Below are 15385 nucleotides of genomic sequence, written 5' to 3' on the forward strand. Positions count from 1 at the left end.
CTATTTGCCAGCTTTCTGGCACGCAAACAAAGCTTGTTGATGCTGAGCTTGTCTGGGTTTTGCCGGCATGACAGTCAAACTTTTTGAGGTAGTAATGGATACCACCGTAAGGTTGTGTTCGCCTCCTGCCGGCAGAATAGAAATTCTATCACTTCGTGCCAACTTGTTATCCTCCTCTCGGTTGATGTAATTAGGTGTTGAATTTGTTGCAATAGATGAGAAGTCAGAACGTTTGGAGGCTCTTGAATGCGTAAGTTAAATATCGGTCTTACTGACGAGCAACGCGATGGTGTCATTGATTTACTCAATCATGACCTCGCCGATGCTTATCTTTTGCTGATCAAAACCAAGAAGTATCACTGGGATGTGGTTGGCCCTCAGTTCCGCTCACTCCACCAATTGTGGGAAGAACACTATCAAGCATTAACCATTAACATTGATGAGCTTGCAGAACGGATTAGAACTTTGGGCGGTTATCCGATTGGAACGGCTGAAGGCTTCCTAAAATATGCCTCGATTAAAGAGCACATTGGCGATCTGCCTTTAGCAACACAAATGGTTGCTCGCTTGGTCGATGATCACGAGCAAATTATCCGTAACCTGCGTGATCATGTCGATCAGTCTGGTGACAAATACCACGATCAAGGAACGGCAGACTTTTTAACCGGCTTGATGGAACAGCACGAACAAATGGCTTGGATGCTGCGTTCGTTTATCGAGGGGGAATCCCTGGTATCGGATGGACAAAAGCCTCAAGCTTCGCCCCAAACTGCCGCTCACGTCTAGAAAATTTGTCAGAAGTTGAGACATTTTTCTCTTGGCAGTTTTAGCCGGTTTAATATGCCGCTACAGTTTTAATCCTTGACTCATGCCACACTGACGCCGCTGAGAGAAAAATGTTTGAGCTAGGCGTGAGTGTTGGCTTGAGTTCAAGGAATTTTAATAAAAACTGTTTTATTGTTCTGCCGGCTGCCATCTTAAAGGTGGGTTCAATCGTTTTATATTGGCTAAAAGCCGATTTTAACAAAAATAAGTGATTTGTCAAGCAACAAATCATGATAATTAATAATATATAAAAATACAAAAACTATATGTTTAAAATTGAAAACTTAAAAGAAATATTTAGAGTAATTTTATCAGTAGCTTTAATCGTACTTGGCGTGCTTCACTTTACAATTTCCGAGCCATTTGTAAAGATCATGCCACCTCAACTCCCCTACCCCCTGGAATTAGTTTATATTAGTGGATTCTTTGAAATATTGGGGGCAATCGGTTTATTAGTCCCGCCAGTTTCCCGTGCGGCGGCTTGGGGAATTATTGCGTTATTTATCGCAGTTTTTCCAGCGAATATTAATATGGCTGTCAATCACATTCATATTGATGGAATTCCAGATTCGCCTTGGTTTCAAGCAGTTAGGCTACCGTTACAAGCAGTTTTGATTGCTTGGGCGTGGTGGTATACAAAGCCTAGCGATCCCGATAAGCAAGCAAGTATTATTCCAAAAAATTTAATTTCTAAGTTGCCTACGAGTTGAAGCTTGGGATGCTAAAGACGCGATGCCGGTTTTGCCATCTTCAACCGCATTAGACTGCTTGGAAACGTAAATAGTTTATATAGCCGGTCAATTTGCCATAAGCCACTGCCTTTCATTTTTAGGGGAGGGGTTGACAGACCTATGCGCTTGCGCTAGATTGTGACTAATCAGTCATGTGACTGACTGGTCACATTAGCCTTGAGCTGGTTTATGCCGTCCCAGACGTTCTTTAATTTGCCTGATACGAGACAGCGGATCATTATCGACTCAGCGATCACCGAGTTTGCTAATCACAGCTATGAAGCGGCGTCGATCTCAAGTATTGTCAGTCAGGCAAAAATCGCTAAAGGTAGCTTTTATCAATACTTTGAGGACAAGCAAGACTTGTATCTCTACCTAGTCGATTTAGCGATTGAGGCAAGGAATTCGTTCATTGCGAGTGTTAACTTGCCTAGCATTCAAGCCGGCTTTTTTGTATATTTGCGGGCTTTATTTGAGGCAATTTTAGCGTTTCAACTGGCAAATCCAGCCTTTAGCCAAATCCTTTATCGGGGGCCAAATCACGGCGATGTGCCCTTTCGGGATGAAGTCTTTAAACGCACTAATGCGGCATCAATAGCATTTATGCGAAAGTGTGTACAAGAGGGTGTTGCGCTCGGTGAACTAGCGGCTGATATAAACTCAGATATTGCAGCATTTACGATTATTACGCTGGGTAACGAACTCAGGCAGTTTATCCCTGCCCACTTGGGGCTTAATGTGAAGCAGTTGGTTAAAGACGGGCCTGAGCTTGATCAGGGTGCAATTGGCAAAATTTTGGATGACTTTATACGCACTCTAGAGTACGGCATTGGAGGCCGGCAGTAATGCTCAATACCCTGCCCATTGCTATCAAAAATATCGATATTGTTCGTTGAACTTAATCTTTGTAATTGCAATCACTCCCATGAAGACAACCGCTGAGTTGTCTTGATTCGCAATAGGTTTGCTCAACCTATACAAATGATCATCCGATGACAAATAGCAACCAAAAGAATAATGTCAAACCCAATTAGAGCCGGCTAATAAAAGATGCTCAAGTTATAAAGCTCATTGGTAATCAACAAAGCCTTGTCATTACAAATTATCTACGCACAATCTAGAGAAAATTATGCTGAAACAATTTGAAGATCTCACCCGAACCGTTCGCAATCTACACACTGTTACGGATTTGCTCAAATCGATGGGCGAAAAAACAGAAAATGTTTTTGACATCGAAGATAACTTTCGAGGCAGTGATCAGATGAAGGTGTGCGTCGAACGGGTTAAAGCCATCCCGGAAGCCCGCGCTATGATGGAAAGCCGCTATCTCGGCCCTGAAATCGATCTCGAAGCTTTATCAAATTTACCCCCAGGCACGCTTGGTCATACCTATGCCACCGTGATGAAAGCCTTGGGCTTCGACCCCAACTTTTACCGTCGCCGTGATGTTAAAACCGATGCAGACTGGGTGACGATGCGCTTACGGAAAACCCACGATATTGTACACCTGATAACAGGCTTTGGGCCTACCGGCGGCGAGTTGGGAGTGTTGGCAATTCACGCAGTTCAGATAGGCTATCCGATGGGTGTGTTGCTTCAGGTTGCTAGTATGGGTTTAGCGCTTAAGCGCCAACCGGAGAAGCTTGACTATGTAACGCAGCAGTCGGCAAGAGGCATGGGGATGGCAATACAAATTAAACCGCTGATTGCTCAGCGTTGGGAAGCCGGTTGGGACAAACCTGTGCGGCAATGGCGTGAGGAATTAAATATTACGAATCCTGTCATTGATGAACCCTACAGTCTGAAGAACCGGCTGCCAAGTTTGGATCTGGACTGGTAAAACCACAGAGTAAAACAATCTTGTTTAGGGATGTTTGTGGAATAAATGCAACTTTTATTCCACAAATATCCCTAGCCTAGACAATGATAGATGTTTATTAAAAGGAAAGAAAAACTCAATAATAATACCCTTGAGTTTTTCTTTTTTTATTCATATAAAATTAATTGAATAAATCGTGAACGAAAGCCTAGCCAAAATTAAAAAATTGTTGATTAATACATAGCTTTATTTTGCCACACCGGCCTTTATTTAGCCATCAACAATTTTATTTTTGTTTGGAATACTTTCGCGAGAAATTGATTCCAAGCAGGCTTATTTAGAAAAAGTCGATTCTGTATAGTCAGGCAGTATTTCTGAAAGTTCTTCAAGTTTCGGATCAACCGCCTGAAGATGTTGCTCTAAAATGGCAAGGTTGCGTATATTCGATTTATAGTAAGCATCAAACAAATCACCGATCAATGGAACTGTCCCCACAACAGCTTCTAAGCCAACATTAAAAATCATTTTTGCCAAGAATTCGCGGGGAATGTTAAACCGGGCGGCTAGATAAATGATGTAAGCTGAAAAGGCTGTACTTACTAAATCACCGGCACCGGGAACTAAGCCCAGAATAGGGTCTATGCCAATGCGAAAACGCGTGCCAGGGATGCCGATGGCTGTATCCATCAGCCGGCTGAGTTTGCGGATGCGGTTGAGAGTCGCTAAACGTTGTGTAGTGTTCATAATTAATAATAGTGCCATAAGCAACCGCGACGGGTCTTATACCTTAAGACTGAAAGCAGAGTGGAACTTAAGCTCAAAACTGCAACCTTTTCCTCGCCATTTGATAGATAAAACATGAGGAGTCCGAAAAAACAAAGCGCTTTTAAATGGAGCCGGCAAAGCTTGCGCCAAGCGTTATCCGTGTTTCAGTACAGCGGGAAGGCATTAGGCTTAGTCTGGACAACCAGCCGCACGCTGACAGTAATTTTTGCCCTTCTTACCTTAGTCGCCGGCATCCTGCCAGCCGCCGTTGCTTATGCCGGCAAATTAATTGTCGATAGCGTCATCAGTGCTTCTCAAAGTGGACTGGCAAGCGATCGCTGGACGGCTATCAGCTACGTGGGATTAGAAGCGCTTGTTGTGATGCTACTTGCCGGCACACAACGCGGTTTAAGCGTTTGCCAGTCCTTGTTGCGCGTGCTGCTGGGTCAAAAAGTCAATGTTTTAATCTTAGAAAAAGCGCTGACTCTCGATCTCGTTCACTTCGAGGATTCAGAATTTTACGACAAAATGACACAGGCGCGGCATGAAGCATCCAGCCGGCCTTTGAGTTTAGTCAGTCGCACCTTTAAGCTAGTGCAAGACGCCCTTTCTTTGATTACTTACGGCGGCTTACTATTACAGTTTTCAGGATGGGCAGTTGTTGTACTGGTAATCACAGCCATTCCTCCCTTCTTTGCCGAAACGCGCTTTGCCGGCGAAGCTTTCCGTTTATTCCGGTGGCGTTCCCCAGAAACCCGACAACAGCATTATTTAGAAACTCTAATTGCGCGTGAAGACTTCGCAAAAGAAGTTCAACTTTATCAATTAGGGCCGGTATTACTCGGACGTTATCGTAACATTTTTCACCGGCTTTATGGCGAAGACCGTGACCTCACCCTGCGGCGTGGTTTTTGGGGGTATTTATTAGGGCTACTAAGTACAACTGCCTTTTATCTCGCCTATGCCTGGATCGTTTTAGAAACCATTGTCGGTCGTATTTCTCTGGGAGATATGACCATGTATTTAATGGTATTTCGGCAAGGACAAACCACCTTTGCCGGCACACTCAGCGCCATTGGCGGAATGTACGAAGATAACCTTTATCTTGCCAATCTTTACGACTTTCTCAAGCAAGATATTTTTAAACAGCAAGGGAGAGTCACTCAAGGTTTAGTTGCAAATGATGGCATTCGTTTTGAAAATGTCTCCTTTACTTATCCCGGAAGCCAACAGCCGGCCCTTAAAAATATATCATTCCACCTTAAACCAGGGGAAAAACTCGCAATTGTTGGTAAAAATGGCTCTGGAAAGACAACCTTAATCAAACTGCTGACACGCTTATATACCCCTTCTGCCGGTCGTATTCTACTCGATGGGTTAGACTTGCAAGAATGGGATGTGGGTATTTTGCGCCGGCGCATTGGTGTAATTTTTCAAGATTTTGTTCGCTACCAGTTTACTGTGGGCGAAAATGTAGGGGTGGGTGATGTAGAACGCTTAGAAGACGAAGCCGGCTGGGAAATTGCCGCAGAAAAAGGGATGGCGCGACCTTTTATTGAAACTATGCCAGAAAGCTTTAAAACTCAATTAGGCCGGTGGTTTAAATCAGGAATTGAACTTTCTGGGGGTCAATGGCAAAAAATCGCTTTGTCACGGGCATTCATGCGAACCAAAGCTGATATTTTAGTGCTGGATGAACCCACAGCCGCGATGGATGCAGAAGCCGAATTTGAAATTTTTGAGCGCTTCCGCACCCTGACTCAAAAACAAATGGTTTTCCTGATTTCTCATCGCTTTTCTACCGTGCGAATGGCGGACAAAATTGCAGTCATCGAAGCCGGCGAACTGATAGAAGAAGGAACCCACGAAGAATTACTGCAAGCAAATGGACGCTACGCCCAACTTTTTACAATTCAAGCAGCAGGATACCAATAACCTGTAAAATCTTCAGTAACCTAATCCAGGCTAAAAATAGCCTTACATCCAGCCGATATGCCGGCTAAACAACGACTCGACACCCTATTAGTAGAACTCAACCTCTGTGAATCGCGGCAGTTGGCCCAAAGGCTGATCCGTGCCGGCGAAGTAATGGTAAATCAGCAGGTGATTGATAAACCAGGTACGGAAGTCGATCCGGCGGCACAAATTAAAGTAAAAGCCCGTTCGCCCTATGTTTCCAGAGGCGGCGAAAAACTGGCAAAAGCCTTAGAAGTCTTTGCGATTCCCGTACAAGGGCGAATTTGCCTTGATGGGGGCATTTCCACCGGCGGCTTTACTGACTGCCTTCTACAAGCCGGTGCGGAGTGTGTTTACGGCATTGATGTTGGCTACGGGCAGGTTGATTGGCGTCTGCGAAATGATCCGCGCGTGTTGTTGAGAGAACGCACGAATCTACGAAACTTGACAAAAATTGACTTGTATAGTGAAGATTCACCGTTACCAGATTTAGGTGTGGTGGATGTGTCGTTTATTTCCCTAAGCAAAATTATGCCGGCACTGTGGGATCTCCTGCAATCACCCAGAGAGGCAGTGTTGCTGGTGAAACCGCAGTTTGAAGTGGGAAGATCACGAGTGGGTAAAAAGGGTGTTGTGCGAGATCCGGCGGATCATGCGGATGCGATCGCCCAAGTCTTGCAAGCTGCCGGTGGTTTGGGATGGCAGTATCGCGGTTTAACCTGGTCGCCAATTGTCGGGCCGGCAGGTAATATTGAGTATCTGTTGTGGTTGGCAATGGAAAGTTTGCTGCCAATGCCAGATTTAAAGGAAATCACCCAAATTACTGAAACTGCGGTGCGAGAATTGAAACCGAAGCCGGCTTAAATGGGTGAGAAGTGCCGGTAGAAATTGCCCTAAAAATCGCTGACAAAAATTTAAGATTTCATCGATAATTCTTGCCGCAAACGATCAATAACGGTGTTCGGTTCCACCTGATTTAAAATGTCTTGAATAATCGTATCGGAACCCATTGGACCCCATGTACAACCTTGTTCCAGATACACTTGCGCTGCATGACCGACGGTGTAGGCTCCATAACCGGCTAAACTGGCTTGAGCAACTGCAGCGCCGGCATAAGCCGTAATCCCACCCCCATCACCCGCCGCACCGGCAGCCGCACCGGCACTTTTGCTAATTCCCAAAACTAAGCTACTGCCCATTTCACTGAGTAACAAACCGCCGGCACTCAACAAAATCGTTTTCCAAAGTTTACCCGCTTCATAGCCGGTCATCGGCAATCCGTACAGCCGCGCCAATGAGCGAATCAGCGCCAAATCCGCCACCACTCCTCCCAACAAGTCTAAAAAGGCAAAAGGGTTGACGCCAACAGCCAAAGCTTTATATTTAGCAAATTCCCAAATCAGGTCTTCTGCTGCCTTTTGACGAGAATCTAGTGTTTTACTTGCAATATTTGCTTGAGCGTCTCTCGCTTGAATCAAGGCATTCAACGCCAAAAGTGATCGCCCTTCTCGATTCAGAATATTAAGAATTTTCTGCTGAAGTTCCTCGACTTGCGGTGGCGGGGTTTCCCATTCGTTCGTGATCCGACCATCGGGCCACTCAATTCGCACCGGCAGAGGCATCGGTTCTGCCGCCACCATGACAATATCATCGGGAGATAGGGCATTGGGCATTGGGGATGGGGCATTGGGCATTGGGGATGGGGCATTAGACGTTGAGGGCATTTCCCCCTCTCCCACTCTCCCCTTTTCCTTCTCGCCGGCAGCTAACTGTTGCAGTTGTTGGTAAATCGCTTGCCGGTCTTGTTCGGGATAAAGGTCGATTTTGTTAAAGACTAAAATTAGGGGTTTGCGCGTCTTCCGCAGCTCAGATAAGGCTTTATACTCAGTGCGGGTAATATCGCCGGCAACGACGAACAAAATTAAATCGGATTGGTGGGCCACATCTCTCGCCATCTGCGCCCTGACCTGGCCATCGACTTCATCCAATCCAGGGGTATCAATTAACTCGACCTGCACTTTACCGTCAGGATTGGGCATCCAGCGCACCGAACGCGGCCATTGAGTGACGCCGTTAATTGGGCCGGTTTGCAAAATTTTCTGGCCGAGTAAGGCATTCAAAACCGCTGATTTGCCACGACTGACTAAACCAAAGGCAGCAATGCGAATCATGCTTTGGTCTAGCTTAGCGAGATTTCCCGACAAAACATCAAGCTGTTTCTGCATGGCAGATTGCAGTTCTGTATCTTTGGCAAGTTGTGGCTGCCGGCGCACATGAGAATACCAGGACAGCGTTTGCCGCAGACTCGCACGGGCGCGGTTAAAATGAGTGTCTTGCTTAGATGCCTGACGCTCAACATTGGGATTGGGTTGGGGCGATTGAGGATTACTCAAGGTTAGATGGGGAAAGACACCTGCATATTCATTATCGTTGGAGAATTTGTCGAACTTCAATACAATTTAATTTCGGTTTTCCGACAGATATTTACTCATATTGAGTGGGAATCACTCATAAATTACTGGATGTTTTACTTAAATATGGTTTAATTTCCTTGGCATTAAACCGGCCAAAATTATATTTATTAAATAGCTAACAATTAATTCAAAGCTTTTATCTGTTTTAGCTATTACCTTATTTCTAGGATGAGTAGAGCGATAGCCCTGCCCATCCTATCTTTGCCATCGCTCATTCGGCAGTTTGAGGAGTCAGCCGGCTCGCAACTTGCTTGACAAAAGATTGCAAAAATGCAGCCTGCTGATTTTGCTGAAATACACTTTGCAGTGTTTTCCCCAACTTGTCAAAATTCAAAGGTTTCTCATCAGAAACCGGCACTGCAACATCTTGAGCTTGGAAATATTCAATCAAACTCACCCCCGCAATTCGCGTCAGATAAGCAGCACTCACGCCTTGAATTGCGCCGCCGGCAACAAAGGTAATTGCATTACTTTTGAGGACGGTACTAATTGTTTTTGTGGAAAGTTCAACTAACCCCAACTTCAGCATAAAAGTTGCCATTGTCGTAGCAATTGCCTGGGCTTGCTGGAGGGAAAACTTTTGCTGGTAAATGGCACCGAGATCAACAACAAGCTGAGAGGCAATTGCGCCGGTTGCAAGCAAATCGAGGGCGGGAACAGGGTTGGCAAAGGCGGCTGCGGCAGCAATCCACTGATATTGCTCGATTGCCGGCATGGCGCGATCACGTCTTATACGATTCAATGCCGTTTTTGCTTCTAATTTCAATGCACCGGCTGCCCGCAGGGTACTTGCAAATACCAGCTTTTGGGCATCCTCTGCCAGAATTTGGCAGAGCCGGCTCGTGAGAGAATTAATCTCTGGTGCCGGCACCTCTTGCCACTCCTTGACTGAACCATCCGGTTGATGCTGGCGGACTTTCACCGGCACAGGGGAAGCGGAAATCGCCATCACATCCCCACTATTTAGGATTTCTTTAATCCTGAATTGCTGCTGCTGCAAAACGGTTGCTCGTTCTTCGGGCAAATATTGGTCTTGCTTATTCCACAGCAAAATAGTTCGCACACCTGCGGATGTTAGTTGTTGCAGGGTTTGGCATTCCGGTTCAGTTAAATCGCCGGTGATCACAAACAGCACCAAGTCTGAGGCAATTGCCAATTCTAGGGCATTTTTCTGGGCAGTGGTTCCGCTATCCGTCCCCGCAAACAATGCCGGTGTCTCTGTGAAGGTGATTGGCTGGAGTTGCGGCATGGCAGACTTTAACGCTTGGATCAGCGTTGTTTTACCGGCTGCCTTCCCACCAGTAACAGCAAGGCGAATTTCCTGCCGGTCTAACTCAGCTTTGAGCTGGTTTCCCCGTTCCCCCATTGTCTGGCACACACCCTTGATCGCCGCTTGAGAATTGGCATCGAGGTTTTGTGTCTCAGCCTCCAGATGCCCAATCATGGTTTCTGCTTCTGCGAGGGCTTTTTCTACCGTTTGCCGGTCTAGAAGCGCCAGTGTTGGAGTCGGTTTGATTTTGGGCGTTCCTTGCTGAAGCCACCACGCCGCCGCGCCGGCTCCGATCACCCCCAAAACCGTCCACTCACCCACCTGCACAACTGAGTGATGGAGACTTTCTAACAACCACAGGGAAAATGAAAGACCAATGCCCCCAATTAAAATGGGTCGCCGCAAGTTGACAGCCATAGACAGAATTTAAGATTTTGTTTGGGATCGTGCCGGCAAAAGATAAAACAAGGTTAGACCTTGCTTTAGCTTCACACGCTTCACTGCATCTCATTCTACCTTTAGGGGCACTGCTGCGTAGGGTTGCCCGGTGCCGGTGAAATCACAATCACTTTTTCACAGATTCATTCACAATGAATACCCAAAGAAAAATCTTTTACGGAAGGATATGTTAACTCGTCAAACTGAATTGTTCCCTAAATTTCGCCGTAAGCACAGGATAGGCAAGGGTTAGGGCGCTGACTATCCCTTACTCAACCTTAGATAAAGCCCGTCAAGCAATCTTGAGCAGGATGTACGATCCGTTACCTGAGGCGACGCGAACCTACACGCGAAGCAAACGCTCTCGCTGGCTTTCCCTAGACCTATCTTTAAAAAATAGTTCGTCAAACCATTGACTTTCCGCCAAGGTAGTGCGATTCAATAATAGGTATTCTCAGGTAATCTTTTCTAAGGATAATTTGATGAGGTTCAATCAGTCCTTCTGTACCTTCATGGCCGCTACCGCTTTAGCTGCGCCATTAGTTTCACTGAGTGTCAAAAGCACCCAAGCTCAAACTGAAAATCTCACGTTTACGCTCATCAACAGAGCAAGCAGTCCTTTAACAGAGTTTTACACCTCTCCTACCGGCGTTAATAACTGGGAAAGAGATATTTTAGGGGTGGATGTGCTCAACCGGGGAGAGTCCGCACAAGTGAGCATTGCCGACGGTCGTCGCACCTGCATCTACGACATCAGGGGTATCTTCGCTGACGGTGAAACGGTCGAAGACTACCGCGTCAATCTTTGCGATCTACAGAGTTACGAGTTCTTCGACCGTTCGCCGAACGGCTCGTCCGACCGCTCGCCGGTACGCGCTTTGTGGTAATCGTCCCCTAAGGCTCATGATAATTAGCGCTAACGCTCAAACACACAAAAGTCACCCAAAGGCTTTGCGATAATGATTGCCAGCTCTGGCCGGCTGGCAATTGCTGAAACGACAGAAGGGAAAGCCTTCGACACGCATCTACTTATTTTTATTAGAAAAACTCGCTGGAATTTCTATCGCGCTAAAAACTAAGCCCTGCAATCAGATCTGATTACAGGGCTTTTAAAGTTTTTATTTGGTGGCGGGAAGTGGATTTGAACCACTGACCTTCGGGTTATGAGCCCGACGAGCTACCAGACTGCTCTATCCCGCGTCGCTTTGTCGCTTTTATTAATATAACTCGGAACCTAACAAATTGGCAACCCCTCTAGACAAACTATTTTGAACTCCTGCCGGCGCAACTGCGATTTTGACTGTTGCGCTTTAGGGGTTGCCTTGTCAGCGTCATGAAAGAGTAGCGTCTAACCCTCAGCCTTAAGGGCCGATCATCCGAGTCAGAAACTGACTGCTGCTGAAACGACGGCAGTACAGCTACTGGCACAAGCGTCTCACTAGACTGCTCCGATTGGGTTCGCTGCCCCTTCTCCTTATCGGCCTACACCTGCCGGCTGCCGGAGTGTCTCACCTGCCGTAAAGCCGGCTAAAACTGGCTGCTGCGGTTCTTGCCGCTGCTTGATAGTTTGCAGTTGTAACAATAAGGTTTCAATTTCTGCTTGGAGATGCAGGAACTTCACTTGCTGATCGGCTTGATAAGGAGACTTCATCGATTCTATCGGTTTATTTCTAATGGGTGACGACACCAGAGCATCGCTAGACCCTGGGGACTGAGTACAAGTGGATGGACAATTTGACATCTGTAATTGGTTAGTCATTTTTGCCTACTCACACCATGACGTATTGTAACCTGAACTATAAATTAATTTGCATCCAATTTGTCAATTTTCTGCTTGTGTCAGTTTCTCAACTGACTGAGATTTTTACCAGCATCTGATCAAAGGCGTAGGCTTTCTGGAGGATCGAGGTAAACTAAAGGTTAAAACTAATTTTGTTTGCATCTGAACCCCTAAAAACCGTGACTCTGAGCCTGTCTGCTGCTGATTCTCATGCCTCTGGGGCAAACCTTCATACGGGCGACCAGCCGGTCGCTGCTAAAGGCTGGCCCGGTCTGATCAAAGCCTATCGGTCTTACCTGCCTGTGACAGATACCACGCCGGTAGTGACCCTGCAAGAGGGCAACACCCCTCTCATCCCCGTTCCCTCGATTGCCAAGCTGGTTGGTAAAGAGGTGAGAGTTTTTGTGAAATATGATGGTCTCAACCCCACCGGCAGCTTTAAAGACCGGGGAATGACAATGGCCATTTCCAAAGCCAAGGAAGCCGGAGCGCAGGCAGTGATTTGTGCCAGCACCGGCAATACCTCAGCCGCAGCAGCAGCTTATGCACGGCGGGGGGGGATGCGAGCCTTTGTTCTGATTCCGGAAGGCTATGTGGCGCTGGGTAAGTTGGCGCAGGCGTTGGTGTATGGGGCTGAAGTTCTATCAATTAAGGGAAATTTTGACCGGGCGCTGGAGATTGTGCGGGATATGGCGTCTCACTATCCGGTGACGCTGGTAAACTCGGTCAATCCCTACCGGCTGGAAGGTCAGAAAACCGCTGCATTTGAGGTGGTAGACGTTCTCGGTGATGCCCCCGACTGGCTGTGTATTCCCGTGGGTAATGCGGGGAATATCACTGCATACTGGATGGGTTTTTGTCAATACCATCAGGAAGGAAAATGCGGTCGCTTACCGCGAATGATGGGATTTCAAGCAGCCGGTGCAGCCCCCATCGTCACCGGCGCACCTGTGACCAATCCAGAAACTTTGGCCACAGCGATTCGGATCGGCAACCCGGCCAACTGGGAGCGGGCACTCGCGGCGGGAGAAGCGAGCCAAGGGCAATTTAATGCTGTCACAGACGAGGAAATTTTAGAGGCTTATCGTCTACTGGCTAGCCAAGAAGGTATTTTTTGTGAACCGGCGAGTGCTGCATCCGTCGCCGGCTTACTGAAAGTGAAAGATCGCGTTCCTGCCGGCGCAACCGTGGTTTGCGTGCTCACCGGCAACGGTCTTAAAGACCCAGATAGTGCCATCCATCACTGTAACAACGCATTTAAGCAGGGGATTGATCCGAGTTTATCGGCGGTAGCATCAGTAATGGGTTTTTAGCCTCAGCCGCCGTCGCTGCCGGCCCATCTGTGCCGGTGAGGGCGGCGCGGGCGGCTTTAAGCCGGTCCATCGTATCCCCCAAAGCCGTTGTTAAACTTTCGCGGGTTTGGATATGGGCAGCTTGTTCGACTTTCAGGGCATCTGCCAAACGCGCAACTTCTTGAAGAACCAGATCCCGTTCCCTGAACAACTCCACCAGTTTGGCTTTTGCTTCATCAGCTGCCAATTGTTCCATTTGTTGAGCGAGGGTGTCCCCAGTGCCGGTTCCGCCGGGTTTGAGGTGGGGAAAGCCTTCCTGAAGGCGCTGAATTGTTGCCTTCAGAGATTCAATCGTTTGTTGGGCTAGCTTCGCCTCAGTTCGACGCTGCTGCGCTTCTTTGTTGTAAAGTTCGCGCCAATGTTCGGCACTCGTATGGGCCGCCTCTCGTTCGGCTTCACGCTCTGCTAATTGCTGTTGCAGAGCTTTAATTTCATCCAACCACTGCTTAACGTCGTGAGTCATATCAATTTTAGATTTTAGATTTTAAATTGTTCTTTGTCTGAACGTGCTTTGTGTCCTTATTTAAGGATGCCCATAATGAATGACGAAGGACAAAGAATTGATAAGTAATAATAATCTTAAATCGAAAATGCTATCAACTCGCTTTTTCCGGTTCTTTCGCCACCTGAATTTGGCAACACTGCGGGAAATTATCAAGCGCGTGGGGGAACAGCGATTAGCCGGCTTATCGGCGGAAATGGCCTATAACGCGATGTTAGCCATTTGTCCGGCGATTTTGGCGTTTTTAGCGGCAATTGGGCTGTTTGAATCATTGCAATCAACGATTTACGACCTGGCGCGTCAGGTCGCTAAGTTCGCCCCGGATGATGTTCGCATTCTGATTCGCAGTTTGATCCAAGAGCTTAGCATTACGAGAAATCAAAGGCTGTTTTCTTTGAGCTTTATTGCCTCGCTCTGGGCATTTTCGGGTGCCCTGAGCGCGGCGATGGCCGCCCTTGATCAAATTTATCAAATTCCTCCCTCTCAAACTCGACCGTTTTGGCTAGCCAAATTGGTTTCTCTCGCTCTCACCCTTGGGACGATTTTGCTGCTGATCAACGCCTCAGCCTTGGTGTTTATTAGTGACCTGATCGTGCGATTGGTTGCCAGCCAAGGTGATGATACCGTGGAGTATGGATTACTGAGACTTTGGCGGCTGTTTACCTGGCCTGTGGCTTTAGGAATTGTTTCTGTTGCCTTTGGCTTTATCTATCGTTATGGACCGAGCCGGTGGCCTGCTGGAACGCCGGTTATGCCCGGTGCTGTTTTAGCGGCAGTCTTTTGGGCAATTTTATCGGGCCTGTTTCGGCTGTATGTTTCCCATTTTGGTAACTACAACCGAACTTATGGGATTGTGGGTGCTGTGATTGTTTTGTTGCTGTGGCTGTACTTGAGTTCGCTAATGATGTTAATTGGCGCTCAGTTAAATGTCACAGTTGGGGAGGTCATGCGCCGGCCTCAATACGGGAAAAGAAAATAGGTAAGAGGGACTCACTACTTTCCCACTCACTACTGAGCACTCAGCACACTCCACTCAGTACCTTCCCCTGCGGCTTTGCAGCCGGCTGATGATGCCGGTGGTAATAGAGAGCAATATTAATATCCACAGGATTGAGCCGGGAATAAATGTGAGAATTCCAAAGCCTCTCAGCAGCCACACGAGGACTGTTAACCCCAAGACAATGCCAAAAATGTATGGCAAGACGGCTGTTCCCGAATTGAAAGATCGGCTCACGGCTGTTTCCTCCTAACATGATCGCCTCAAGTATTCACACTAACGATAACAAGCCAGGAGTAATTTCACAAAAGTCAGCCACATTTTAAAGTGTACCAACCTTGTTGGTTTATATACGTCTTTATATATAACGGTTCTCGATTGAATGAGGTAGAATAGAGAGCAAGAAAAGGTAAAAAGGCTTTGACTTGACAATAACTATGAGACCCTACAGTCTTGATCTGCGCCAGAAAATTATC

At 47.0% G+C, this 15385-nt stretch carries 16 protein-coding genes and 1 tRNA gene; 9 read left to right on the forward strand and 8 right to left on the reverse strand.

What is annotated here, in order from left to right; all coding sequences use genetic code 11:
* Positions 1 to 162, reverse strand: coding sequence for a hypothetical protein (locus tag H6F73_RS17630; RefSeq protein WP_190760096.1), 162 nt, complete (start codon positions 160 to 162; stop codon positions 1 to 3).
* Positions 163 to 246: 84 nt separating this feature from the next.
* On the opposite strand from H6F73_RS17630, the gene H6F73_RS17635 reads away from it, so the two are divergent.
* From H6F73_RS17635 to H6F73_RS17650, 4 genes are all read left to right on the forward strand, one after another.
* Positions 247 to 786: a Dps family protein gene (locus H6F73_RS17635; RefSeq protein WP_190665539.1), complete on the forward strand. Its 540-nt coding sequence runs from the start codon at positions 247 to 249 to the stop codon at positions 784 to 786.
* Between the two features lie 305 nt (positions 787 to 1091).
* Complete coding sequence (locus tag H6F73_RS17640; RefSeq protein ID WP_199330652.1) at positions 1092 to 1535, forward strand: DoxX family protein; 444 nt, start codon at positions 1092 to 1094, stop codon at positions 1533 to 1535.
* 210 nt (positions 1536 to 1745) lie between these two features.
* Complete coding sequence (locus H6F73_RS17645; RefSeq protein WP_190760097.1) at positions 1746 to 2402, forward strand: TetR/AcrR family transcriptional regulator; 657 nt, start codon at positions 1746 to 1748, stop codon at positions 2400 to 2402.
* A 283-nt stretch (positions 2403 to 2685) separates the two neighbouring features.
* Complete coding sequence (locus tag H6F73_RS17650) at positions 2686 to 3396, forward strand: Coq4 family protein (protein WP_190760098.1); 711 nt, start codon at positions 2686 to 2688, stop codon at positions 3394 to 3396.
* Positions 3397 to 3708: 312 nt separating this feature from the next.
* Here the strand turns inward: H6F73_RS17650 and H6F73_RS17655 are convergent, their stop codons facing one another.
* A complete protein-coding gene (locus tag H6F73_RS17655) occupies positions 3709 to 4137 on the reverse strand; it encodes a DUF4112 domain-containing protein (RefSeq protein WP_242072532.1) in 429 nt (142 codons plus the stop codon).
* A 96-nt stretch (positions 4138 to 4233) separates the two neighbouring features.
* Here H6F73_RS17655 and H6F73_RS17660 point away from each other — a divergent pair, with 96 nt between their 5' ends.
* Complete coding sequence (locus H6F73_RS17660) at positions 4234 to 6075, forward strand: ABC transporter ATP-binding protein (protein ID WP_190760099.1); 1842 nt, start codon at positions 4234 to 4236, stop codon at positions 6073 to 6075.
* Between the two features lie 57 nt (positions 6076 to 6132).
* Entirely contained in the window at positions 6133 to 6960 is an 828-nt protein-coding gene (locus H6F73_RS17665) for a TlyA family RNA methyltransferase (protein WP_190760100.1), read from the forward strand.
* Between the two features lie 50 nt (positions 6961 to 7010).
* On the opposite strand, the gene H6F73_RS17670 is transcribed toward H6F73_RS17665, so the two are convergent.
* Together H6F73_RS17670 and H6F73_RS17675 are read right to left on the reverse strand one after the other, a co-directional pair.
* On the reverse strand, positions 7011 to 8399 hold the full coding sequence (locus H6F73_RS17670) for a GTP-binding protein (RefSeq protein ID WP_347239564.1): 1389 nt from the start codon (positions 8397 to 8399) through the stop codon (positions 7011 to 7013).
* 382 nt (positions 8400 to 8781) lie between these two features.
* Positions 8782 to 10257, reverse strand: coding sequence for a DUF697 domain-containing protein (locus H6F73_RS17675; protein ID WP_190760101.1), 1476 nt, complete (start codon positions 10255 to 10257; stop codon positions 8782 to 8784).
* 503 nt (positions 10258 to 10760) lie between these two features.
* On the opposite strand from H6F73_RS17675, the gene H6F73_RS17680 reads away from it, so the two are divergent.
* On the forward strand, positions 10761 to 11165 hold the full coding sequence (locus H6F73_RS17680) for a hypothetical protein (RefSeq protein WP_199330653.1): 405 nt from the start codon (positions 10761 to 10763) through the stop codon (positions 11163 to 11165).
* A gap of 236 nt (positions 11166 to 11401) precedes the next feature.
* On the opposite strand, the gene H6F73_RS17685 is transcribed toward H6F73_RS17680, so the two are convergent.
* A tRNA-Met gene (locus tag H6F73_RS17685) sits at positions 11402 to 11478 on the reverse strand.
* Between the two features lie 274 nt (positions 11479 to 11752).
* Positions 11753 to 12037 (reverse strand): hypothetical protein, encoded by a 285-nt coding sequence (locus tag H6F73_RS17690; RefSeq protein ID WP_190760113.1) that lies wholly within the window; start codon positions 12035 to 12037, stop codon positions 11753 to 11755.
* Between the two features lie 293 nt (positions 12038 to 12330).
* On the opposite strand from H6F73_RS17690, the gene thrC reads away from it, so the two are divergent.
* The gene (gene thrC, locus H6F73_RS17695; protein WP_242072534.1) at positions 12331 to 13371 is read left to right on the forward strand and encodes a threonine synthase; all 1041 of its coding nucleotides are present in this window, start codon (positions 12331 to 12333) and stop codon (positions 13369 to 13371) included.
* On the opposite strand, the gene H6F73_RS17700 is transcribed toward thrC, so the two are convergent.
* Positions 13316 to 13873, reverse strand: a complete 558-nt coding sequence (locus tag H6F73_RS17700; protein ID WP_190760103.1) for a hypothetical protein — start codon at positions 13871 to 13873, stop codon at positions 13316 to 13318. The two genes, thrC and H6F73_RS17700, sit on opposite strands and share 56 nt — an antisense overlap.
* Positions 13874 to 14000: 127 nt before the next feature.
* Between H6F73_RS17700 and H6F73_RS17705 the strand changes: the two genes are divergently transcribed.
* Positions 14001 to 14891 carry a YihY/virulence factor BrkB family protein gene (locus H6F73_RS17705; protein ID WP_190760104.1) on the forward strand — a complete coding sequence of 297 codons (891 nt, stop codon included), beginning with the start codon at positions 14001 to 14003 and terminating at the stop codon, positions 14889 to 14891.
* 54 nt (positions 14892 to 14945) lie between these two features.
* On the opposite strand, the gene H6F73_RS17710 is transcribed toward H6F73_RS17705, so the two are convergent.
* The gene (locus H6F73_RS17710; RefSeq protein ID WP_190760105.1) at positions 14946 to 15146 is read right to left on the reverse strand and encodes a hypothetical protein; all 201 of its coding nucleotides are present in this window, start codon (positions 15144 to 15146) and stop codon (positions 14946 to 14948) included.
* Positions 15147 to 15385: the final 239 nt, after the last annotated feature.

Origin of the sequence: Microcoleus sp. FACHB-68 (genome assembly GCF_014695715.1) — a bacterium.
Lineage (GTDB): Bacteria > Cyanobacteriota > Cyanobacteriia > Cyanobacteriales > Oscillatoriaceae > FACHB-68.

What these genes read in the sequence shown, in the direction of transcription:
- H6F73_RS17635 (WP_190665539.1), top strand. Translation starts at nt 247, where the DNA reads ATGCGTAAGTTAAATATCGGTCTTACTGACGAGCAACGCGATGGTGTC.
- H6F73_RS17640 (WP_199330652.1), top strand. Translation starts at nt 1,092, where the DNA reads ATGTTTAAAATTGAAAACTTAAAAGAAATATTTAGAGTAATTTTATCA.
- H6F73_RS17645 (WP_190760097.1), top strand. Translation starts at nt 1,746, where the DNA reads ATGCCGTCCCAGACGTTCTTTAATTTGCCTGATACGAGACAGCGGATC.
- H6F73_RS17650 (WP_190760098.1), top strand. Translation starts at nt 2,686, where the DNA reads ATGCTGAAACAATTTGAAGATCTCACCCGAACCGTTCGCAATCTACAC.
- H6F73_RS17655 (WP_242072532.1), bottom strand. Translation starts at nt 4,137, where the DNA reads ATGGCACTATTATTAATTATGAACACTACACAACGTTTAGCGACTCTC.
- H6F73_RS17660 (WP_190760099.1), top strand. Translation starts at nt 4,234, where the DNA reads ATGAGGAGTCCGAAAAAACAAAGCGCTTTTAAATGGAGCCGGCAAAGC.
- H6F73_RS17665 (WP_190760100.1), top strand. Translation starts at nt 6,133, where the DNA reads ATGCCGGCTAAACAACGACTCGACACCCTATTAGTAGAACTCAACCTC.
- H6F73_RS17675 (WP_190760101.1), bottom strand. Translation starts at nt 10,257, where the DNA reads ATGGCTGTCAACTTGCGGCGACCCATTTTAATTGGGGGCATTGGTCTT.
- H6F73_RS17680 (WP_199330653.1), top strand. Translation starts at nt 10,761, where the DNA reads ATGAGGTTCAATCAGTCCTTCTGTACCTTCATGGCCGCTACCGCTTTA.
- H6F73_RS17690 (WP_190760113.1), bottom strand. Translation starts at nt 12,037, where the DNA reads ATGACTAACCAATTACAGATGTCAAATTGTCCATCCACTTGTACTCAG.
- H6F73_RS17700 (WP_190760103.1), bottom strand. Translation starts at nt 13,873, where the DNA reads ATGACTCACGACGTTAAGCAGTGGTTGGATGAAATTAAAGCTCTGCAA.
- H6F73_RS17705 (WP_190760104.1), top strand. Translation starts at nt 14,001, where the DNA reads ATGCTATCAACTCGCTTTTTCCGGTTCTTTCGCCACCTGAATTTGGCA.